The organism is Methanosarcina flavescens (assembly GCF_001304615.2).
In the GTDB taxonomy this organism is placed as follows: Archaea; Halobacteriota; Methanosarcinia; order Methanosarcinales; family Methanosarcinaceae; genus Methanosarcina; species Methanosarcina flavescens.
On sequence record NZ_CP032683.1, the window covers coordinates 148193 to 169829 of the forward strand.

Sequence of the window (21637 nt, forward strand, 5' to 3'; positions counted from 1 at the left end):
GGCATAAATTTTTCCTACCTTTCCGACACCACTATCCATATAGCCACTTTCACAGCCTCGGGGGAATGCTGCCACTGTGGACTTGAGAACTCGGAAATGCAACATAGAAAGTAAAAGCATATTGCGAATGTCTATGCTCAATGAGTTTTCCGAATATTCCGATTTCATTTAACCATTTATAGGGTTTATACAACTGAACTGAAAAATCGGTAGGTGAGTTCTTTAAAAAGTTCACAGTAGTTTGAGAGAATCCAAAAAACTAACCGTTTCCAGATACTTTTTTAGAAAAGATTTTAGAATGAGAGCCAGAATTTTTCCCGGTTAAGTTCTTGCACACGAAACTCCCCACCTGCCTGCACACAGGCGAAGAGCTCCAGAGTTGCAAGTCCGATTAACAGATTTAGGAGGCGTCTTTTTTATGACTTCGGAAGAACATATATATATGCTAAACTCATATTATGCTAAACTCATATTTAACATTTTTCTTTAAATTTATACAATCTCATGTTATTATAATTAATTTTCGTAATACGATTTAAAAAGAAATGCTTCTTTTAAGGAAAAAATTATAGAATCCATATTTAGAGTAATCAGTACCAATAACCTTAATTTACCCCTATTTTATATAGTTTTAAACAACGTATTAATGCGATTGACTGGTAAATCAAGATTATCTGGGTTTGATATGATGGGAAAAGGGCTTTTAAATGTAGGAATTTCTCTTCCTGATGCTCTTCTAGACGAGTTTGACGAGTTTATTGAGAAAAGAGGTTATTCTTCCCGCTCTGAAGGCATAAGGAATGCGATCAGAAGTTATATTTCATACTACGAGTGGATGGGTAACATTAAAGGTCATTTTATTGGAACTATTGCGATTATTTACGAGAATACAAAAAGAGATATTTCAGATGCCCTGGATGTCCAACATCATTACTCTCACCTGATAAGATCTTCAGTGCATATTTACTTCGGTCAAGACGACTGTTTTGAAGTTGTCCTTCTGGATGGGAGCGGTGAAGAAATAAAAAAACTTGCTGAAGCTATGATGACACTGAAAGGGATAAAAATCTCAAAACTCACTACTTTAGCATTGAAAGAAAAGATCTGATTCTTTTTCACGAATTTCTCTATCCACTCAGAAAGTGTTCTTTTAACGCGCCTGCTTGGTCTTGGATTAAACCAATCTCCATCTATAGCAAAAATCTTACCTCCTGGTTTAAGCACCCTTTTCCATTCCCTAACAGCACAGGAGGGCTGCTGAAGAGTCCATAGAAGGAATTTGTTCGTGACCAGATCGAAAGAATTATCCTCAAAAGGCAGGTTTTCCGCATCCCCATGGAAGAAATCAATCTCAAGTTCCTTATTATCTGCATTCTGCTTCGCTTTCTCAAGCATGCCTGTAGAAAGATCTACTCTATACCTCATGCCCCATCTCGGCAAAAAGGAGGGCTAGAAAACCGGTGCCTGTACCCACATCCAGTATTTTCAAACACTCTTGGGAAGGTAGGGAGTTTTCAAATATTTGTTTCCAGACCATGCGTTCTTCTTCATCAAAACCATTTATTCAGTTTGTGTATGTGGAAGACCTAATATTCCAGTATATTGGTAATCACTTTCTTACAATCTATACAAATCCCTCCAAAATGTCCTAAAAAAGTTCTTATCTGCTGTTCTTTTTCATGTTTTCCCTTTGTCTTCTCAAGTTTTCTCTTTATGGGGAAAATTTCAGAGTTATCAGGATAATTTTCACGTGCTGAATAAAATTCAATGGAGAATTTTTTTGATGCAGCTTGGAGTTAGTCAGGATTGCAGATTTGGGGTAAATTTGAAGTCGATTTTCATGCATGTTAGGATTTGATTCTACTAAATTTGACATCTTTTAGTGTCAGTTTCTTTAATACAAGAGGTTTGGATGTCAGACCTTTTATTTTCAGGTTTCTTATGCGTGTATTTTTTAATTTAATAGTTTTTGTTCTCGTAATTTCCTCAGACATATTTACTCCTTTCCTTGCCAGTCAGAGTTTTTTCAATTTCTGACTCTTACTCTTTATAACGTTCTTAGAATAAATTATTTCTTATTAGTTACTAATTTGCATACAAGCTGTTAAATTTGTTTATGTAAATAACACTAAAATATAACATTATAAGGTTGATCAGGCAAAAATTAGCATTAAGAAATTATAAATATCTTATAGATCTGCAGAAAATTGGTTTTGAGAATTTGAAATTCTAAATTCCTGCTATGGGAGCTGAAAAAGTTCTAAAGAACTTAGGTAATTTGAGCAATAAGAGGAACAAATCTCGGCGCATATTCTACAAAAAAATTCAAATTTTTACTCAAAAAATGGGTGAAGAGAATTAAGGGAATTTCCTGAGGTTCGGGTTGAGAAATAGGTCAGGATATAACTGTCACTTAAATCTTTGCGCTTATCTATTTTTTCCTGAGGATCCCAATTTCTGTATATGTAGATTATTAATAATATCTATAGATTATTACTAATATCTAATTTAGTATGATAAAGTATTTATATTTAAAAATATTGTATTATTAATTATTACGAAATTCTATTTTCGTATGATAAAATAATGCAAGGAAAAGGACCATGAGGATAGATTTGTAATGAAGGGAATAGGAACAAAAGAAGTTTCACTAAAGGAAAAGAGCAATTTGCCAGTACATGGGTCAGGGGGGAAGTTATTCTCTGCATCTCCACCAGCCCCTCCTGTTGTCCAGTATTCATTTCCTTTTACTTATCCTGTTTCTTCGCCTGCTCCTGAACGCTTGCTTTATCCTCCAGGGCTTCTCCATCTTGATCTGAACATTTACCGGGAATCTGTGATAAAAACTCTCATCAAAGAAAAAAGCGATGAGCTGTATAGACTGATAAAAAAGGTCCATTTTGACGGAAAATATTATCGGGTAAAATGTATGAGTTCCGGAGAATGGGAGTACTGCTGGGATCTGGCGGTCCGGGTACAGTTTTTCGGGATGATACAGGGATTAGCCTTCGAGCCGGAGAAGATCGTTTCCAAAAAAGATGGGAAAATAATATACAGATCTCTTGTCTTAGTAAATCCATATGAGTTGTGGGAAATGGAACTTGTCGAAAAGTTATGGAACCTCCAGGATAGAATCGAGTTCTTGATAGCAAAAATCCTCTTTCACGAGTGCATCCATATCCTTATCTTCCTCGGAAAAACTCTGCCCTCAAGTTTCACGCAGACGGATATTTTCCTTGAATTCACAGAGATGCTTAAGTTTGCAAAGTCGGAGAAACTGTGCCCCGAAAGTCGTAGCGTCCAGTGTTGTCTCCGGAATTTGGTTGACCTTGTCCAGAACTTTCCTGAAAGTTCTGAAAAAAAGATTGATCAGGTTTTTGAACTTTACGAGTTTCTGATTCATGAAAAATACAGCATTAAAAAAACTGATCTGGCTTTCGGCCTTTCATGGAGCAACAGAAAAGTTTCCCGGGACTATGCTAAAATTACAACTTTGAAAATAGGTCCCTGTCCGGAATCGAATAAAAGACTCTGGAAAAATGAAGTTAATAGGTTAGGCAAGAATTTGAAAGAACTATATGACAGGATAGATAGTAGTCAGGGTCTGGATGTAAGATAAATTGAAAAACGTCCTTGAGAAGCTTGAACATAATGAGCTTGAGGAAATGTCAGAAGGAGAACCAGAGAAAGGTGAGAAATTATGATTGAAAATTATAAAAATAACGTTCTCTCAATAAAAAAGAAGGTAGATAAATGGCAAGAGTTATGATCGTAGACGATGCCGAATTTATGCGAATGGTAATCAAAGACACCCTCTTGAAGCACGGACATGAAGTTGTCGCTGAGGTCGGTGACGGAGAAGAGGCAATTCAGAAGTATCTCGAAGTAAAGCCCGATATTGTGTTAATGGATATAATTATGCCAGATATGGATGGAAAAGAGGCACTGCAAAAGCTTCTTACTGTAGACCCGGAAGCAAAGATAGTAATGTGCTCCTCCCTTGGACAACAGGCGCTCATAACCGAATCAATGAAGATAGGTGCTATGGGTTTTATTGTAAAGCCTTTTGAGCCTGATGGAATGCTGGATGTGATTCGAAAAAATGCTGAGCCAAATTAGCCTATGAACTCAAAATAGGACTTACATTAATGAAATAACAAACCAGAATCTAAAGCACAAAATTACTACGATGTTTATGCCGATCATCTTTCTCTACGTCATATTTTTTCATTATTATGTAGGTTCTTAAATCCCTCAACTAACTTTCAATGCTTTGTCTCTGCAGGACAGCAAATTCTTCTGTAGTTAATGTCCTAAGTTGTGTAAGAACATAATCATGAAATTTAATAATTGATAACAAAAAAGATAACAAAATTATTAAATATTAGTTGATAGTATAAGTAAATGTCCCTGCCAAACGGATTATGTGTCTCTACCACACAGACACGAAGTCTAAGTCTCCTCCTAAATTATTGAAAGCACCTGAACTCCTTTTACCCCTGTCTGTGGTAACAAAGCAGGCAGGGGCCTGGGTGCAAAAACAGGCTGGTTGAAACCCCTTAGATCTAAGCTACAGTCGACTTAGTATCCCTTTTCGATCCTTGAAAAATGATCCACCGATTTTTTACATTAACTTTCATAATAGGTATGGATTATGGCAGCATGAATATGTGAGTATTCGACTAAAAAAATGAAGATATGATAATGAAAAGGTTTACTAAAAATTGTCATAAAAAGTAATACCAAAATATATATATGTAATACTGAATTATCTAATAATTTATCAGAAAGCTTTCAAGAATTCATACCGAAACAAATAGTGAAAACAGCTATAGTAGATTAATAAACAAGCTTTTGTTCTCATGAAAACATTTTGTAAATTTAGATTTCATTTGATTTTATACTTTATAATGAATGTTCTGAAAAACATATTAACTGGAGTTCATAGTTAAAACGGAAGAAATAAAAAATAAGGTGTAAAAAGAGGGAAACGAGAATGCATATACCTGATTCATTTATACCGTTAGCCCAGGCAATCGTCTACTGGATAATTGCCCTCCCATTTATAATAATGTCAATGAAATGGGCAAAAAATGAGCTTGACGAAATGAAAGTACCTGTTCTTGCCGCCCTTGCAGCAGGGATCTTTGCAATCCAGGCCATGAACATTCCTATCGGAATGGGAACAAGCGGGCACATGGTAGGAGCAGCCCTTGTTGCTATCGTCTTCGGGAGTCCCTGGGCTGGAGTTCTTGTGCTGACGGTTGTGTTGCTGGTACAGGGTTTTGTCTTTGCTGATGGAGGGATAACTACAATGGGCGCAAACATCCTGAACATGAGTGTTGTGTCTGGATTTATTGGATATTATACCTATCTTGCCCTTCACAGGAGGGCAGGCACGAGCATTGCAGCCCTCGGAGGCGCCTGGCTAGGTCTTTTTATCTCGGCAATAGTCTGTGCGGTTCAGATGTGGATTGCAGGTACTTTCCCACTGGTTTCAGGTCTTATTGCCATGGGTACCTATCATCTGATAATTGGCTTTATAGGAGAAGGGCTTATTACCTCAGTTGTGATCACAACTATTGCAAAATCCCGCCCTGATCTGCTTGAAAATAATTTCACTGCCAGACCGGATAAACATACAAAGGAGATCCGTGCATGAGCAGGAACTCGAGCATGAAATTTTTTTACGTTGGAATTGCAATTGCTCTTTTGCTCTCAGTTCTAGCGCCTTTCCTTGCATCTCCCGATCCCGATGGGCTAGAAAGTCGCTTCCGGCGTGATCGAGGATTCCAGGTTATCCGAGCTTGAGGAACAGGAACCATTTTTAATCGGGTCCATTTCGGGATCTGTAAAACTTAATCCCTGAAGTGGTAAAGGGATGTCCCGGATCGTGACCTTGCCTCCGGTACACTTTAAAAGGAGGTACTTCTGAACTCAACATCCATGATTCTATGCTTTTTCTCGATAACTATATTTAACATGAAATATATTCACAATTGTGAAGTTATTTCGAATCAACTGCATGCTGCAATAGTGTTGCAGCTAAAAACTTCGGAGTTTCAGGCAGGGTGGAGTATAGTGCATATACTGTAATGAAGCCTGAAAAAGGTTTGAGTGAAAAAACATACATCACTGGCAGTTTATAATATAACCTTAGGGGAATAAAAACTTCATGGAATCTGGAAGAAATAAGATGCAGAAGACGGCAGGTAAGGAGACGGTAGAAGTATGGGGCGAATATTTTCCGATGTAACCTGGACAATTGGCAATACTCCTCTTGTCAGGCTAAACCGCATAACCAAAGGGCTGCATGCGGATGTGCTGGCAAAAGTCGAATCCTTCAATCCCATGGGCAGTGTGAAGGACAGAATAGGGCTGGCAATGGTTGAAGAAGCCGAACGTGAAGGGAAAATCAAAGAAGGCACCACTATTATTGAAGCAACCAGCGGCAATACCGGCATTGCACTTGCATGCGTTTGTGCTGCCCGCGGCTACAATCTCATACTGGTTATGCCTGAAACAATGACCGTAGAACGAAGAAAACTGCTTAAAGCTCTGGGAGCAGAACTTGTCCTGACCCCGGGGGCGGAAGGAATGAGGGGGGCAGTCAATAAAGCCGAGCAGATGGCTGCCGACAATCCTGCGCTTTATTTCATACCCCAGCAATTCCAGAACCCTGCAAATCCTGAGATTCACAGAAGGACAACAGCCGAGGAGATCTGGAGAGATACTGACGGCAAAGCCGATGTTATTGTAGCGGGCGTGGGAACTGGAGGAACTATTACAGGGATTGCCAGTGTTATCAAAAAACGGAAACCTTCTTTTAAGGCGATTGCAGTCGAACCTGCAGAATCTCCCGTACTCAGTGGAGGAAGCCCTGGCCCGCACAGAATTCAGGGAATCGGTGCAGGTTTCGTTCCTGATGTTCTCCAGCTTGAGCTGGTCGATGAAATTATCAAAGTTACAGGAGATGAAGCTGCTGCCACAGCCCGGAGACTGGCAAAGGAAGAAGGCATCCTTGCAGGGATATCTTCAGGTGCTGCTACCTGGGCTGCACTTCAGGTCGCATCCAGGGAGGAAATGCGCGGAAAGACGATTGTTGTAATCCTGCCGGATACAGGAGAGCGCTATCTGAGCACTGACCTGTTTGACTGATTTACTTGAGAATTAATACCGGAAGATTACGAATGGGAATCAGAGAAGATATAAGGACTGTTTTTAAAAAAGACCCCGCAGCAAGGTCTACACTTGAGGTAATCTGCTGCTATCCGGGCCTGCACGCTATCTGGATACATAGAGTATCCCACTCGCTCTGGAATAGACACTTCTATTTTCTGGCTCGTTTGCTTTCTCACATATCCAGAATGTTGACAGGTATTGAAATCCATCCCGGGGCAAAGCTTGGAAGGCGAGTTTTTATAGATCATGGGTCCGGAGTAGTCATCGGAGAAACGGCTGAAGTCGGGGATGATGTTCTTATATACATGGGGGTTGTGCTGGGGGGTACAGCTCTGGAGAGGAAAAAACGCCATCCAACTATTGAAAACGATGTGGTGATCGGCTCAGGAGCATCCGTACTCGGGCCAATCACTGTTGGCAGAGGTGCTAAAATCGGAGCTGGTTCGGTCGTTATCCGACCTGTCCCTGCCGGAGCTACGGTTGTGGGAGTACCTGCAAGGATTGCGGAGCCACGGCCATCCCCTTCTGCAGGACAACTGGACCATGATAAGCTTCCTGACCCTGGACTTATTGTAATAGGCCAGATACTTGATCGGCTGAGCAGGTTAGAAGACCAGTTCAAGGCACATGAAGAGTCAATTTCCAGAGAGGAGAAAACTACACAGGGAGCAGCACTTAAGGACGAGCAAATCTATTCCCTGCTAAAAGACGTGATTGACCCTGGGGTAGGCATGGATATAGTAAAACTGGGACTGGTCAAGGAAGTAATAGTGGACGGTCCAAATGTGGATGTAAACCTTGTATTGACGACAAGTTCCTGCCCCATGATCGAGTACTTTAAGGAACAGGTCCGGCGAAAAGTCCTGAGCGCTGGAGGGATAGAAAAAGTTAACGTAAATATCCTTGACGAGCCCTGGAGCTGGGATAAATTCAAAAAACAGGCAGCGCGTTAAATATGCACCTGATACTCTGACAGGTTAGATAAAAGCTCAGAGTGTTTATTGAGCATATTTTCAGAAAATATTAATTGATGTAAACAACTGTGGAGATACAATGCGCTTTTTACGAGTAAACTGTATCACTGGCGTTGGGATGGCAATAGATGGTGGAATAATAGTCAGTGGTGGGATGGAAACACATGGAGAACCTGAAACAGTAATCTAACTGTCCTCCTACGTTGACTATTTGCATATTGAATATAGAGAAGTAATTTTCACATATCATAATCCCAGAAAGTCTCAAAGAGTTTCAAAATTTAAGATTCTTTACTGATTCTCGAGAAGTTATAAGAAGTGAACTACTTTTGGGAAGCTTTTTTTTGTTTCCTGCACTCATTAATTCTTGAGCTAATTGTAAAAATAAGAGTTCGATTTTTATAATATTGTTTTTTGGGCTCTGTAGAAATCCTTAATTTAATCCATAATAATTGTATTACTTTTTTGTTTATATTATAGACTATTAGTTTAACTTTTACTTCTTTTACTTGATTTCTAACCTTTCTTGCTCTTAATGTTTCTCCAAATTTTCTTTTTACAACAGATATTATTGTCTCTACTATATTCCTTCTATTGTATTTGATCTTATCAAAGTCTTTGTTTAATTGTTTTCTATATTTTCCGTTTATTCTCTTTCTTTTTCTTTCTCTCAAAGGTACTATTGAATCTGCTTTTATCTCTTCTCTTATTAGAGTATGAATTTCTTCGGAATCATATCCTTTATCCATCACATAACATTGAGACTTTCTTGACTTGTTTGATTGTCTTATCAGAGTCTTTGCATGCTTGACATCATGATCTGTTTTTTGGCTAATTTTCCATCCTAATATTACTTTTTTAATAGTGTCTACTGATATTGAAGTTTTAAGGAAGCTCCTTCGGAGCTTCCCTGTTCTCTTAGAATAATAATGACTTGCATAAGAACTCGTAAATCCTGTTGCATCAATTGCCGTAATGAGAACTTTTTCTCCATGTGAGTAAAATAGTTTTAGAGTTTTTGACAAAATTAGGTTAAACAATGAAGAGGGAATTCTGGACACAAACTTTTGAAGAGTAGTGTAATGAGGAACCTTATCAAGGTCAAGTTTTTTCTTTATACTGTTCATGAGGTCAACAAGTTCTACAAAGTCACGGTAGTCTGTACTTATATACTCCTTCAATAAAACAAGAACAAGAAGCTGATGTTGAGTATAAACACGTTTGGAATATTTGCAGGAGTAAAGGTTCAGTCTGGAAGACTGAACCGTTTTAAGACTGAGATCAATAAATTTAATATACTTATTTGATGACAATAGCAATTGCTCCTTTGTTTTTTGTGAGGACAAAAAATTAAGGAGCATTTTTACAATTTTATTTTTATAATTTTTGGGTAAAAACAGAATTTAGAGGATTTCTACAGAGCCCATTTTTCATACTAATATATCTAAACTTATTCACTCAAAATGATTTTGATTACAGTTTACTTTAGAGCAAAATTTTTTGAGAAATATATATAAAGTTTGAAAATAAGCCTTTTGCTAGCACTTTCCTTCTTTTTTCTTCTACTCTCCTAAAAGATACAGGAAATATTAATAGTTTAAATTAATAATTAACATGAAAGGCTTTTATATTTTTGTTATAATATCCTTGTATTGTGGTAGGATAATGTGGGGCTGTTTAGTAATTACCCAATTTTCCTGAGATTCTGTCAGGATTATGGAAGCTAAGGTGTTTTTTTAGCTACACTTGAGCCTTTAAATGACCAGCCCTCGTAAATTTGAAAGTACAGCAAATTGTATGAAAGGGGTGGAATCTTAATGAGTCGCCGATCTCCTCCAAAAAGGAGAGGTCAGAAACCAAAATTCGATCACGAAAAAATCGAAGAACTCCTCAGAGCAGGTGAGAAACCTGTTAAAATTATGCTTCTGGTAGGCTGTTCTTATGGGGTTTTACGATATGTACGAAAGAAAATGGGGAGAAAGAAAGTATAAAAAGTATAACTTTGAGATGAAAGTACATTTCTGAAAAGATATTTATTTGTATTCGGTTAAGGTAAGGTCTGTAAGAAATATGTTGTTTTTAATGTATTTTCCTGTTAACCAATTATTACGTTTATTGAATTAATTATTGAGTTGTTGAGGGTGAAAAATATGACTAAAAGAATACTTGCAATCGCTTTTACCTTCTTATTCATAATAGGACATATGTTCAGGCGGTGGAAACATATGCAAAAATCTCCTGTCTGGAGAGGATTTCTAAGCGAATCTATGTGGATAGAGGACTATAGAAATCTATCGCTTTTCAGGAAACTGATTTTCTGGGTGAATTATCCATTCTCTTATGCTAAGTATTTATGGGTTGTTATATGGGATCGTATTGACAGATTATCCTTTAGAGATTCAAAGGCAAGGTATACTAAAATAGGGATGGAATACCAGAGAGCTTATTAAGTGCAATGAACATGGCAAAGTTAAGTTTTGTTTAATAGCCTGACAACCTGCTAGTATCTCTTTCAACTATTTTAATATCTCTTTAAGCTATTTTAATATCTCTTTAAGCTATTTAAATATCTTTTTTAATATTTCTTTTATAGTGACATATCGATTATTTTTTGTTTTTTCTCCACTTTCTCAAAGAAGATATAATAAAGAACAGTAGCCACTATATATAGGATGCATGTCAGGAGGAAGGGAAGGGTATAGAAACCATGAGCCATCATCAGGCCACCTGCATAGGTACTTAGTCCTACAAAGGTGTAGCAGCTCATCCAGATCAGGCTGTTCACAGTTGCCCTTTGATCTTCACTGACTATCTCCATATTGAAACTGCTCAATACTGGATTTGACATATTCATTATAGCTGACCTCATAACAAATCCGAAAGCAGCTATTGCAAGTATGGATGTGGATATAAAGAGCAGGAGGAAAGGTATTGAGGCAAGCTGAACCAGGGCTACAACTTTTACCTTCCCGAGACCTTCTGTAAGTATGGGAACAAACAGTAAGGTAAACATCATCACCAGTTGAGAAAGAGAAAAGATTATGCCTATTTGCTTCGAACTGGCTCCTAATACAATATCAAAATATACATTAAAATAGGGAAGGGCAAGCCCCCATCCCATGCCTATTAGCCCGTTTACAAGAATCAATTTTTGAATCGTCACTGACCTTAAAGTGGAAAAAAGGGTGGAAAATGCGGCTGATCTTTCCACCAGGTTGTTTCTTTTATTATTTATGAATATTAAAGGTAACAGGGAAATTAATACAGCAGCAAGTGACGCATATAATGAAAGCTGGTAAGCAACCGGTCCTATGGGGTTAATGTCGAGGAAACTGATGAATATTTGCGGCAAATTGCCTCCTGCAAAGTTTCCTATCATGACCCCTACAGTGTATAGCAAGTAGTACATCGAAAACAGGTGCATTCTCTCATAGCCCGTAGAGTTCTCAACCATGAATGTGGGTGCTGTAACTATCTTGAGCGATGAGGATACACCATAGACAACGCTGAAAAAAGCCAGCAGGAATTTAGAGGTGGTAGTGTACAGGATTGAAAAGGAAAACAGGAGAAGCAGGCAGGACAACAACAATGTATTCTTTCTGCCTGCCCTATCGCAGAACATGGCTGCAGGTATTGCGAATAGTCCGGTAGATACGGAAACAAGTGAGAGCATAAATCCCAGAAAATCTTCCCGGTATCCAAGCCTCAAGATGTATAGATTGAAAATCACTTCGTAGATTCCCAGACTCAAAGAGATGAGAAATACATATACTAAAAACAAGCATGCATTTCTACTGAAGCCGTTTAGCTTTGCTCTGTACCCGGCAACCGCACTTATGGTTGTATTTAGAACAAGCCTGCTGTTAAGTGATGGGTATTTTCTCATAGTAATTACTCTGAAGAAATATAGAACATAGGGTCTTAGTCGATGTCCTTCTTTTCTCTTGGGTCAAGCAGATCCCTTAATTCGTCTCCCAGGTAATTAAATGCAAGAACCGTAAGCATGATGGCAATCCCCGGGAAAATCATGATGTATGGGGCAGACCGAATGTATGTTTTTCCTTCACTTAGCATGGAACCCCATTCCGGGGTAGGCGGCTGCACACCAAAACCCAGGAAGCTGAGCCCTGCTGCAGACAGTATCACATATCCCATTCCTATAGTTGCCATTACTATGAGGGGAGATATGACATTTGGAATTACATGGCACAGGATCACATGCATATCTCCTGCCCCAAGCCCTTTAGCAGCCTTGATGTAATCCTGTTCTTTAACTGTCATGACAGAACCCCTGGCAAGGCGGGCATAGCCAGCCCAATCCACTGTTATTAGGGCTATGACCAGATTCATGAATCCTGCACCGAAAAGCCCGGCTATACCAAGTGCCAGCAGCAGGCTAGGAAAAGCTAGGAAAGCGTCAACTACCCGCATAACTATCTCATCCGTCCACCCCCCATAATATCCAGACAGAGTACCAATGGCAAGACCTAAAACAAAGGAGGAACTCACTACCAGAAGTCCTACTAATAGCGATACTCTTGCGCCAAAAATTATGCGGCTCAGTATGCAACGGCCAAGATGATCGGTTCCAAACGGGTACTCTCTACACGGCTCTTTAAGCCGGAGTTCAAGATTTACTTTTTCAGGATCGTGGGGAGCTATATATCCTGCAAAAAGTGCTGCAAGTATGAAAAAAATGAGGGTTCCTGCACTGAGGAACAGTCCCAGATTGTTGTTTTTAAGCCTTGCTTTCATATCTGATCTTTGGGTTTAGGTAAGCATAGGATATATCCACTGCAAAATTAACCAGGACAAATATCACAGCAATGAAAAGCGCGCAGCCCTGTATCATGGGGTAATCCTTGCTGAGTATGGATGAAACGATGAGGTTGCCTATCCCTGGCCAGGAAAAGATTGTCTCAACTATGACAGAGCCATTTAGGAGATACCCGAAATTCAGTCCTGCAACCGTTACAACAGGGATGAGTGAGTTCTTTAAAGCATGCTTAAGAATTATTGTATGTTCAGGAACTCCTTTGGCTCTGGCTGCCCGGATGTAATCTTGCTGCATCACGTCCAGCATACTTGCTCTCATCAATCTCATGGTTACAGCTGCATAACTCGTTCCAAGGGTGATGGCAGGCAAAAAAATGTAAGCCAGGCTTCCATCTCCATATCCTGATGAAGGCAAAATCTCCAGGGTAAGCGCGAAGACTATGATCAGGATATAAGCTTGCCAGAAACTGGGCATTGAGACTCCTGTAAGGGCAAAGAACCTGCAGGCAGCATCTACAACTGTTCCTTTTCTCAGGGCTGAGAGAATGCCTAAGGGGATTGCAATGATAAGGGAGACCAGCATACTGGTTACAGCAAGTCTCAGGGTGACTTTAAAGCATCTGAGAATTGCCTCCGAGACATTTTCACCTGTCATGTACGATTCTCCAAGGTCTCCACGGAGGACTTTATCCATCCAGTGAATGTACTGGATATGTACAGGGTTATCAAGCCCCGTTTTAGCCCTGAATTCTTCTACGGCTCTCTGATCGACACCTCCCATGGGATTCATAAGTGCATTTTCTGCCGTATCTCCAGGTGAGATATAGGTTATAGAAAAACTAATCACAGAGACCAAGAAAAGGACAGGGAGAAGAAGTAAAAACCTTCGAGTTATGAACTCTATCACAGGTCATTTCTCCTTTATCATGTCCAAAATTTGTTTCCAGGCTGCTTATTTTTCTGCTTTGATGAAGTAAATCGGATCGGAGGAATCGTGTTTATCAAACAAACTGTCTTTCTCCTTTTCAAATTTACAAAAGTCCTCCATCCGTGTTATGCTGACAGTTCCAAATCCGGAATCCTTAAAGATTTTAGATAAATGCTCAGGTTTTAAACTGAATAAAGGAAGATTTTTTTTAATGGGCTCATACTGCTTTCTGTAAATCTTCATGTAATTTTCTTCCTTCTTTCTTCCGGACAGGCTTTGTTGGTTCCAATCTCCATCTATTGCAATTATTTTTCCGCCATCTTTCAGGACTCTTCTCCATTCCATCAGTGCTTTTCTGGGATCTGGAAGAGTCCAGAGCAGGTATTTATTAACAACTACGTCGAAATATACGTCAGGTAACTGGAGATTTTCCGCATCTCCCTGGAGGAAGTTTATCTTAAGTGATCTTTTTGATGCATTTCTTTTCGCTTTCTCCAGCATGTTATTTGATAGATCAACGGCTGTTACTTCATTTCCCATTTCAGCGAATAATAGTGCCAGAAAACCAGGGCCGGTTCCTATGTCAAGTACTTTCAAGCCTTTCTTTCCCTCTATAGCTTTTAAAAGCATAGCTTTCCAGGCATTGCGTCCTTCTTCAGAATTTTCGATGGCTCCGTTGTTGTAACTCTCACTGCGGTAATCCCAGTAGCTCTGGATAATTCTTTTAGTGTCCATATTCATTCCTCCAGGTAAATGTCTTTGGTCAGGAATGACACTTCATTTGGAAATTGTTTAAATCCGCCAACTTTTGCATTTGCTCCGACTATAGAATTCTGGTAGAACACGAAAAGCTCAGGACAGTCTTCCATTACCTGCATTTGCACACTGTCATAGTATTCTTTTCTCTGTGCCGGATCCATTGTCTGCCTTCCCACTTCAATCCATTCATCTACCTGAGGGTTTGAGTAACCAGTCTTCTGTGCCTCGCTCCCAGTAGACTCGAAATGCTTCGAAAGGATGTAGTCAGGATCTCCAGTAGGAGCTACTCCCCAGGCATAGAGAGAAAGGTCATAGTTTCCGTTAGCCATGTCGGTTTCAATTGCACCACTTTGCAGGATACTGACACTGGTCTTTAGCCCAATTGATTCGAACTGAGATTCGATTACCTCTGCTGCAGGCTTAAGCTGTGGGCGGGTAGTATAAGTCTTTATATTTAACTCAAAGGGTTCTCCATTGTATTCCAGCCAGCCGTCTGCATCAATATCACTAAAACCTGCTTCTGTCAATAATTTTTTAGCTTTCTGCTCATCGCGGGAAACAGCATCTATCTTATCATTAATCGACCATTCCATTACAGATGGGAATATACTCTTTGCAGGGGTTCCTCCTACACCTTCAAGTGCAGAATCCACAATTTGCTGGCGATCAAGGGCACAATTCAGAGCCTGTCTTACTTTTACATCATCAAATGGTGCTTTTTTCGTGTTGATATACAGGAAATATGTTCTTAGCGTTTCTTTGCCGTATACAGTAAAATCAACATTATTGCTTAGCCTCTCCACTTCGGATTGGGGAATACCGCCAGCGATGTCAACCTCATTATTTTCAAGCTTGAAGATTCTGGACATTTCATCAGGTACGAGATATATGATTGCCCCATGGAGCCTGGGAATACCGTTCCAGTAATCTTCGTTCCTTTCCACAACAAGGCTTACATCCCTGGTGAAGCTTTTAAATTTAAAAGGACCTGTCCCAACTGGAGTGGTACTGAGATCTTTCGCACCAGGGCTGACTATTGATGTAACAGGGTCTGTGAGGCTTGCTATGGTAGAAGCGTATGAATATTTTGTTTTTATTGTGACGACATTCTCAGAATCTCTGGTTATGGACTCAATAAAGTCATATTCCCCTTTTCTTGAATTATTAGAGTCCAGCACCCTGTTAAGAGAATATATTACCGCATCTGCATCCACTGGGGTGCCGTCATGGAACTTTACTCCCTCTCTAATATAGATCTTCCATTCTGTATCTGAGATTTGTTCATATTTTTCAGCAAGTTCGGGTTGAAAGTCCATATTTTCATCATAACTGAAGAGGGTTTCATATATCCCGGCTTCTCGCATAGACCAGCCAGTCCATTTTATCGCCGGGTCAAGAGTATCAGTAGGGATAGAAGCATCGGCATATCTCAATATTCCTCCTTGGCTCGATATATTGGTCTGGTTTGCAGAAGCCGTTTTTTCTTCACTATTCTGGTCGATACACAATGATCCCAGGACTATAGCCATGACTATCAGCATGACAAGAACTGTAATTCTATATTTTTTACTCATGTACATAGAACCCTATCCATTTACATTCATTCCTTAATTGTCATTATTCTAAGATCCAGCAACGGGGTCAGGCAACAAGCTGATCACTGGTAGCATCCGTTTTACCTGCGTACCCGTCCTGATGAGACTGCTGAGTACTTTTTTCAAGTACATGATGACATGCAACAAGTTGATGTTCCAGCTCTTTCAATTCTGGAGTTTTTGTGAGGCAGATTTCCGACCTGAAGAGACATTCCTGATAATACGGACAGGTAGTTCTCAAAGTCTTTTTGATTTCACTGACATTAACCTCCGGATCAGCTTCTTCTGCCAGCAACAATTGTGTGTAGGGGTGTAGAGGGGAGTGAAAGATGTCTTCTATTTTTCCAGTTTCCACAATCTTTCCCCTATACATCACAGCTACTCTGTCGCACATATGTTTGATCAGCTCAAGATCGTGCGAGATGAACAGCATAGTAAGGGCGTACTTTTCTTTCAGGTGTCTTAGCAGGTTCAATATCTGTGCCTGTACCGAGATATCCAGGGAGGCGGTTGGCTCATCGGCAACAATAAAAACAGGTTTAAGAGCAAGCACTCTTGCGATAACTGCTCTCTGGTTCTGGCCTCCACTGAGCTGGTAGGGAAAGCGGTTGATATGTTCGGGACTCAGCCCAACCTGCCTGATAAGTTCAAAGACCCTGATTTTAACCGCCTCCCGATTGTTTCCCTTAAGTTTTAGCGGTTCAGCTATGCTCTGCCCTATTGTCATTTTGGGATCAAGGGAAGAGTCAGGATCCTGAAATATCATCTGCATGCAGGGACGGATGTTATTCAGAGTCTTATTATCAAGCGCGGTCAGTTCTATTCCATTAAAAATAACTTTTCCTGCTGTTGGTTCCATAAGCCTGAGGATACACTGCCCCAAAGTAGATTTTCCACTCCCGCTTTCCCCTACAATGCCCAGAGTCTCTCCTTTTTCTATGTGAAAGGATACGTCATCCACTGCTTTGATTCTGGTTCTGGGAAGGAAGCCGGAAGTAAATGTTTTTTTAAGGCCCTTTACCTCAAGCATAGAGAAAACACCTCATAGCCCTACCGTTTTTTTCGAGCATGAGAGGGTGTTCGGTTTTACACCTATCACTGCAATAACTGCAACGAGGATGGAATCTGCATCCCTTGGGAGGATCGATTAAAGAAGGGCTGCTGCCTTTTATTGGTTTAAGCCCCCTTGCAGGGAGAGAGTTAAAAAAACCTCTTGTATAGGGATGCAGTGGGTTTTTAAATATCGATGCTGCAGGTGCAATCTCCACTAATTCTCCTGCATACATCACAGCAACCCTATTGCATACTTTCTCTGCAACCTCCAGGTCATGGGTGATGATTAACATCGTCTTTTTTTCAGAGATATCTCTTAAAAGTTTAACTATTTTCCTTTTCACAGTTATATCCAGACCCTTTGTTGGTTCATCGGCAATGATAAATCGCGGTTCGCTGGCAATACCCATGGCTATTACTGCCCGCTCTTTCATCCCTCCGCTATACTGATGAGGGTAGTCTTTTGCTCTCTTCCGGGGCTCTTTTATCTTTACGAGCCCCAGAAGTTTCTCTGCCATCTCGATAGCCAGGCTGCCTTTTACTTTTTTATGTAACATTATAGGCTCAGCTATCTGAGAGCCGACTGTCAGTCCTGGATTAAGAGAGCTTCCAGGGTTCTGGAGGATCACGCCAATTTCTTTGCCCCTGAGTTTTCTCATGGCGTCTTTTTCAATCGAATACAGGTTCTTTCCACAGTAGAGAATCTCCCCTTTGAGAATAACATCTTCCTGCAGTAACCTCATGACAGAAAGTCCAAGTACACTTTTGCCACAGCCTGATTCCCCGATAAGTCCTAAAACTTCATTCACTTTTATGGAAAGATCTACCCCATTTACTGCCCTGACCAGACCGTCGTCAGTGGGAAAATCCACGTATAAACTGGAAATTGTGAGTAAATTCAATAAAAATCACTCTCTCTTATTAATTTGGAGATAAAGCAACGATCCCGAATTTGCTGGAGTAGTTTTTTCATAACAAATACTTTCAATATTTTATTTTTAAAACATTATATCATATGAATAATAAATTTAATAAAACTAAATATTAATAATCTCTAAATTTTTATGCTGGAAATAAACATAAAACATGATCGTTATAAAACTTTCGAATTTATCCTGTATGTAAAAGTAATAATATTGGTTCATTTTCATTGTAAAAATGTGAGGATAGGAGCAACAATAATGCTTCTTTTAAGATATACCTTTTAGATACATTTTTTAAATTATGGTTTTTTTTCCCATTGTTTCCTGCAAATTTATTTTTAATCTTGTCTTTCTTTTTTCTATTTTTATCTATTCTTACGGATTTTATTATCCAATTCAAATTAGTGTTAAAAAAAGTTAATATTTTATACTTTTATAGGATATAGTGTTACGTTTAATAGGATATTTATTCGCACACTTGATCATTTTAATTAATTTGCCCTTAAGCAAATAATTTTCTTAACTCATCCTGTGGGTGAACATATGGAAATTAAAGAAATGATTAGAGATTACTGGGATTACCGCAGTGAGATTTATAGCACTGGCATTGTAGAATACTCAGAAGAGGAGCGCACTGCCTGGAAAAACATGCTTTCATCAGCATTAAACCGAAGAGAACAGCTCGAAATTCTCGATGTCGGTACAGGTCCAGGTCAACTTGCTTTGATGTTCGCAGAGATGGGACATCGGGTAACTGCTGTTGACCTTTCAACCAATATGCTTGACAAAGCTAGAAAAAATGCCTTGAAGAGGTCTCTGGACATAAATTTCATTCAGGGAGACGCAGAGGATCTGCAGTTTCCGGACATGCAATTTGACGTAGTATCCAGCAAATTTCTCCTGTGGACGCTTCCTGACCCGCAAAAAGCTCTGTCCGAGTGGGGACGGGTGTTGAAGAAAGACGGTATGGTCATTGCCATCGACGGCGACTGGTTCAACTCAGGGATATTCCTGAGATCGATCCGTACAGTATCGGATTGCATACGCTCCATAAAGGAAAGAAAACACCAAAATCCCTTTAAGCAACACTATAACCTGATTAAAAACGACCTGCCTCTTTATAGCTTGAAACCTGATCGGGTATTCAGGTTCTTAAACGATGCAGGTTTTGAGAAGATTAATATTGAGCGTATGGATTCCCTCTGCCGTTCAGCCAGGAAAAAAGGGAGCCTTCTGGATAAGCTCGACTATGCTCATCCTATTTATTTTATAAAGGCTGTTAAAAGATAATCATTATAACTTTCTTACAAGGGAATTAGTTTTTAAATTGTTAAAAAATAAACTGTCAGAAATCTTAAGAAATACCGTCCAATTCTTTTCTTCGAACAGCCGGGTTCCACCAGACCACAGCTGACCGGTATTTTCTAACACAGGGTCCTTCCCCGGAATCTCTATATAACTCATCTCGAATTATTTCTTCAACCTCAGGTGTTACCTCTGTATAGATTGAGTAAAAAACTCTGTACATTCTAAGCATATTCTCGAGTTTTCTCGCACTTGTATAATTTATAAGCCTGACATGGGGAACTCTTCCATGCATGTAGAGGAGGTTATAGATCAAAGGGTACTCCGGGTACTGGGGATAAGGCACATTGCCCATAATCTTCTTCCAGAGTTCTGTTTCAAAAGTCTGCCCTGTGCTGACCCCACCAACCACACAGCAGTGACCACGTGTTACCTCTTCCATCCGATTGATTTGAGTCATAATATCGCGGAACATCCAGATGACGGTTGATGAGATAGTAAGATCATATCGACCTCGGAGATCTTCAATATTCACATCCTGCCAGATTTTAGGGATAATATCATAGTTTTTCACTCCGGCTTCCGCAGCATTTTGAGAAATCATACGCCTCATACCTTCTGCAGGCTCAACAGCAGTTATATGATCAACCTTGCGTGCAAAAGGTATTACAAATGTTCCCGGACCTGCACCAACCTCGAGTACCCTTGAATCAGGAGAAACGACCTCATGGAGGGCAAGAGTAGAGCATACTAACTCTCCGAACTCGTAATTATTTGTCCGCCTTGATTCTGAGTAATCCTCTGCTCTTTCACTCCAGTCATCTATTTCGTAATCTCTTAGCATTATTCTCGATCGGGCATCGTAGCTGTCTTCCCAGAGCCTTACCCAGTCTACAGGAGCTGTCAGAGAGTCCAAAGTCACGCTACCTTCCACCACAGCACACCCATCCTGCCGCTAACTTTATACATACTTTCTATAGCGTGATCTTGCACATGCTCCCGAATAATCTCATAATCCTTAGAATCCAGTGGTCGGTATTTCTCGACAAGTTTCTCAACCGAAGATACTGCCGAGGCAATCGATCGCGTGAGAGTGTAATCGATAACATCAACATTAGGATACACTCCGGAATTATTGAGAAGGTTGAATATTGTGATGAACTGATCAAACTCACCCTCATAGATCCCAAGACTTTCCATTAATTTGCTGGTCTCTGAAGGAGCTTCGAATCCATGAGCAAGACAGCAGTACCCCCTGGATACTGCTTCCATGCGTCGAACCTGCGAGAGAATATCCGGAAATTGCCAGAGTGCGTGGCAGCATATGACTAAATCGTAGCTTTTTGCATGCGCTGCCTCATCCACTTCCTGCCAGGTCTGTGGTATTATATCAATATTAGTAATTCCTCTTCTCTGTGCATATGACAGCAGCGCTTTTGCCATCTTCTCTGCAGGCTCAACAGCGGTTGCCCTGCATACCTGCTCTGCAAAAGGGATTGTTATTGCTCCAGGTCCAGACGCAATATCTAAAATATGCCACTCCTTCTGCAGTAATCCTTCCCGTTCAAACAGGCTGAGGATATTCCTACCGTGATTGCAATCACTTGCCATTACCATATCGGAATAGTCCTCAGCCCGTCTGTTCCAGTAATTTGTGGTAGAAAGCCTGCTCATCTCATCGATGCCTGCAGCCCATGCTGTCTCCCAATCTATTTCTGTAATCATATTATTTCCTCGAAAATAATAAGTAATCAATGATTAGTATTAACATATAATAATTTATCTACTTAATGTAGTGAAAAATAAGAAAAATAGTTTAACTAATAATAAAAATATTCTATAATTCTCATATAAAACGATAGCAGATGCAGGAAGCTGATCATAAATTTTGATGTTCAGTAGTTTTATATGAATTTTCTAACTCAAGCATAGTTGTTCAGACTACTTATAGAATTAACGATCAGTAAATATATCAATAAATTTAAATTGCTTTAATGGGATAGTAGGAGTAGAGCTTCCAGAAAAAGGGCAAAAACATAGTTAGAAAGAAAGTTCTTGAATTCCTTCAAGTAATTAGAATTACTCCCCTGAGGAAAGAATAGATGCCCTTATTATTCATTAAGTAGGTGAATATTTCGACAT

General features: G+C 39.7%; 21 protein-coding genes and 1 pseudogene. 10 read left to right on the forward strand and 12 right to left on the reverse strand.

Annotated features, from left to right (window positions below):
• The first annotated feature begins 688 nt into the window (after positions 1–688).
• Entirely contained in the window at positions 689–1108 is a 420-nt protein-coding gene (gene nikR / locus AOB57_RS00580) for a nickel-responsive transcriptional regulator NikR (RefSeq protein ID WP_054300130.1), read from the forward strand.
• A gap of 62 nt (positions 1109–1170) precedes the next feature.
• On the opposite strand, the pseudogene AOB57_RS14350 reads toward nikR, so the two are convergent.
• Positions 1171–1425 (reverse strand): annotated as a pseudogene (locus tag AOB57_RS14350) (class I SAM-dependent methyltransferase); the annotation flags it as partial.
• A gap of 1195 nt (positions 1426–2620) precedes the next feature.
• On the opposite strand from AOB57_RS14350, the gene AOB57_RS00590 reads away from it, so the two are divergent.
• From AOB57_RS00590 to cysE, 6 genes are all read left to right on the forward strand, one after another.
• Positions 2621–3619 carry a hypothetical protein gene (locus AOB57_RS00590; RefSeq protein WP_054300131.1) on the forward strand — a complete coding sequence of 333 codons (999 nt, stop codon included), beginning with the start codon at positions 2621–2623 and terminating at the stop codon, positions 3617–3619.
• A gap of 134 nt (positions 3620–3753) precedes the next feature.
• Complete coding sequence (locus AOB57_RS00595; protein WP_054300132.1) at positions 3754–4119, forward strand: response regulator; 366 nt, start codon at positions 3754–3756, stop codon at positions 4117–4119.
• A gap of 877 nt (positions 4120–4996) precedes the next feature.
• Positions 4997–5662 (forward strand): cobalt transporter CbiM, encoded by a 666-nt coding sequence (gene cbiM / locus AOB57_RS00600; RefSeq protein ID WP_054300133.1) that lies wholly within the window; start codon positions 4997–4999, stop codon positions 5660–5662.
• A complete protein-coding gene (locus AOB57_RS00605; protein ID WP_226999564.1) occupies positions 5659–5811 on the forward strand; it encodes a PDGLE domain-containing protein in 153 nt (50 codons plus the stop codon). Before cbiM ends, AOB57_RS00605 begins: the two co-directional genes overlap by 4 nt.
• Positions 5812–6231: 420 nt before the next feature.
• Positions 6232–7158 carry a cysteine synthase A gene (cysK, locus tag AOB57_RS00610; RefSeq protein WP_054300134.1) on the forward strand — a complete coding sequence of 309 codons (927 nt, stop codon included), beginning with the start codon at positions 6232–6234 and terminating at the stop codon, positions 7156–7158.
• Between the two features lie 32 nt (positions 7159–7190).
• Entirely contained in the window at positions 7191–8135 is a 945-nt protein-coding gene (gene cysE, locus AOB57_RS00615) for a serine O-acetyltransferase (protein WP_054300135.1), read from the forward strand.
• A 344-nt stretch (positions 8136–8479) separates the two neighbouring features.
• Here the strand turns inward: cysE and AOB57_RS00620 are convergent, their stop codons facing one another.
• Positions 8480–9517 carry an IS5 family transposase gene (locus tag AOB57_RS00620; RefSeq protein WP_167829491.1) on the reverse strand — a complete coding sequence of 346 codons (1038 nt, stop codon included), beginning with the start codon at positions 9515–9517 and terminating at the stop codon, positions 8480–8482.
• Between the two features lie 456 nt (positions 9518–9973).
• Between AOB57_RS00620 and AOB57_RS00625 the strand changes: the two genes are divergently transcribed.
• Both AOB57_RS00625 and AOB57_RS00630 read left to right on the forward strand, forming a co-directional pair.
• A complete protein-coding gene (locus AOB57_RS00625) occupies positions 9974–10147 on the forward strand; it encodes a hypothetical protein (protein WP_156149690.1) in 174 nt (57 codons plus the stop codon).
• Between the two features lie 159 nt (positions 10148–10306).
• Positions 10307–10606, forward strand: coding sequence for a hypothetical protein (locus tag AOB57_RS00630; protein ID WP_054299069.1), 300 nt, complete (start codon positions 10307–10309; stop codon positions 10604–10606).
• Positions 10607–10743: 137 nt separating this feature from the next.
• On the opposite strand, the gene AOB57_RS00635 is transcribed toward AOB57_RS00630, so the two are convergent.
• From AOB57_RS00635 to AOB57_RS00670, 8 genes are all read right to left on the reverse strand, one after another.
• Positions 10744–12042, reverse strand: coding sequence for an MFS transporter (locus AOB57_RS00635; RefSeq protein ID WP_054299070.1), 1299 nt, complete (start codon positions 12040–12042; stop codon positions 10744–10746).
• A gap of 35 nt (positions 12043–12077) precedes the next feature.
• Positions 12078–12911, reverse strand: coding sequence for a nickel transporter permease (nikC, locus tag AOB57_RS00640; RefSeq protein WP_054299071.1), 834 nt, complete (start codon positions 12909–12911; stop codon positions 12078–12080).
• Positions 12895–13839 (reverse strand): nickel ABC transporter permease, encoded by a 945-nt coding sequence (nikB, locus tag AOB57_RS00645; RefSeq protein WP_054299072.1) that lies wholly within the window; start codon positions 13837–13839, stop codon positions 12895–12897. The genes nikC and nikB overlap by 17 nt, the downstream gene beginning before the upstream one ends.
• Before the next feature lie 45 nt (positions 13840–13884).
• Entirely contained in the window at positions 13885–14601 is a 717-nt protein-coding gene (locus tag AOB57_RS00650; protein ID WP_319592646.1) for a class I SAM-dependent methyltransferase, read from the reverse strand.
• Positions 14598–16193, reverse strand: coding sequence for an ABC transporter substrate-binding protein (locus tag AOB57_RS00655; protein WP_082384245.1), 1596 nt, complete (start codon positions 16191–16193; stop codon positions 14598–14600). The genes AOB57_RS00650 and AOB57_RS00655 overlap by 4 nt, the downstream gene beginning before the upstream one ends.
• A 67-nt stretch (positions 16194–16260) precedes the next feature.
• Positions 16261–17244: an oligopeptide/dipeptide ABC transporter ATP-binding protein gene (locus AOB57_RS00660; RefSeq protein WP_054299075.1), complete on the reverse strand. Its 984-nt coding sequence runs from the start codon at positions 17242–17244 to the stop codon at positions 16261–16263.
• On the reverse strand, positions 17237–18169 hold the full coding sequence (locus AOB57_RS00665; RefSeq protein WP_054299076.1) for an ABC transporter ATP-binding protein: 933 nt from the start codon (positions 18167–18169) through the stop codon (positions 17237–17239). The genes AOB57_RS00660 and AOB57_RS00665 overlap by 8 nt, the downstream gene beginning before the upstream one ends.
• A 208-nt stretch (positions 18170–18377) precedes the next feature.
• Positions 18378–18590: a hypothetical protein gene (locus AOB57_RS00670; RefSeq protein ID WP_167829492.1), complete on the reverse strand. Its 213-nt coding sequence runs from the start codon at positions 18588–18590 to the stop codon at positions 18378–18380.
• 143 nt (positions 18591–18733) lie between these two features.
• Between AOB57_RS00670 and AOB57_RS00675 the strand changes: the two genes are divergently transcribed.
• Positions 18734–19480: a class I SAM-dependent methyltransferase gene (locus AOB57_RS00675; RefSeq protein ID WP_054299077.1), complete on the forward strand. Its 747-nt coding sequence runs from the start codon at positions 18734–18736 to the stop codon at positions 19478–19480.
• 64 nt (positions 19481–19544) lie between these two features.
• Here the strand turns inward: AOB57_RS00675 and AOB57_RS00680 are convergent, their stop codons facing one another.
• The gene (locus AOB57_RS00680; protein ID WP_226999566.1) at positions 19545–20417 is read right to left on the reverse strand and encodes a class I SAM-dependent methyltransferase; all 873 of its coding nucleotides are present in this window, start codon (positions 20415–20417) and stop codon (positions 19545–19547) included.
• Positions 20414–21220 carry a class I SAM-dependent methyltransferase gene (locus tag AOB57_RS00685; RefSeq protein WP_054299079.1) on the reverse strand — a complete coding sequence of 269 codons (807 nt, stop codon included), beginning with the start codon at positions 21218–21220 and terminating at the stop codon, positions 20414–20416. Before AOB57_RS00685 ends, AOB57_RS00680 begins: the two co-directional genes overlap by 4 nt.
• Between the last annotated feature and the right edge of the window lie 417 nt (positions 21221–21637).

Bases quoted from the DNA above. Each gene is read 5' to 3' on its own strand.
- nikR (WP_054300130.1), top strand. From the start codon at position 689: ATGGGAAAAGGGCTTTTAAATGTAGGAATTTCTCTTCCTGATGCTCTT.
- AOB57_RS00590 (WP_054300131.1), top strand. From the start codon at position 2,621: ATGAAGGGAATAGGAACAAAAGAAGTTTCACTAAAGGAAAAGAGCAAT.
- AOB57_RS00595 (WP_054300132.1), top strand. From the start codon at position 3,754: ATGGCAAGAGTTATGATCGTAGACGATGCCGAATTTATGCGAATGGTA.
- cbiM (WP_054300133.1), top strand. From the start codon at position 4,997: ATGCATATACCTGATTCATTTATACCGTTAGCCCAGGCAATCGTCTAC.
- AOB57_RS00605 (WP_226999564.1), top strand. From the start codon at position 5,659: ATGAGCAGGAACTCGAGCATGAAATTTTTTTACGTTGGAATTGCAATT.
- cysK (WP_054300134.1), top strand. From the start codon at position 6,232: ATGGGGCGAATATTTTCCGATGTAACCTGGACAATTGGCAATACTCCT.
- cysE (WP_054300135.1), top strand. From the start codon at position 7,191: ATGGGAATCAGAGAAGATATAAGGACTGTTTTTAAAAAAGACCCCGCA.
- AOB57_RS00620 (WP_167829491.1), bottom strand. From the start codon at position 9,517: ATGCTCCTTAATTTTTTGTCCTCACAAAAAACAAAGGAGCAATTGCTA.
- AOB57_RS00625 (WP_156149690.1), top strand. From the start codon at position 9,974: ATGAGTCGCCGATCTCCTCCAAAAAGGAGAGGTCAGAAACCAAAATTC.
- AOB57_RS00630 (WP_054299069.1), top strand. From the start codon at position 10,307: ATGACTAAAAGAATACTTGCAATCGCTTTTACCTTCTTATTCATAATA.
- AOB57_RS00635 (WP_054299070.1), bottom strand. From the start codon at position 12,042: ATGAGAAAATACCCATCACTTAACAGCAGGCTTGTTCTAAATACAACC.
- nikC (WP_054299071.1), bottom strand. From the start codon at position 12,911: ATGAAAGCAAGGCTTAAAAACAACAATCTGGGACTGTTCCTCAGTGCA.
- AOB57_RS00650 (WP_319592646.1), bottom strand. From the start codon at position 14,601: ATGAATATGGACACTAAAAGAATTATCCAGAGCTACTGGGATTACCGC.
- AOB57_RS00655 (WP_082384245.1), bottom strand. From the start codon at position 16,193: ATGAGTAAAAAATATAGAATTACAGTTCTTGTCATGCTGATAGTCATG.
- AOB57_RS00660 (WP_054299075.1), bottom strand. From the start codon at position 17,244: ATGCTTGAGGTAAAGGGCCTTAAAAAAACATTTACTTCCGGCTTCCTT.
- AOB57_RS00675 (WP_054299077.1), top strand. From the start codon at position 18,734: ATGGAAATTAAAGAAATGATTAGAGATTACTGGGATTACCGCAGTGAG.
- AOB57_RS00685 (WP_054299079.1), bottom strand. From the start codon at position 21,220: ATGATTACAGAAATAGATTGGGAGACAGCATGGGCTGCAGGCATCGAT.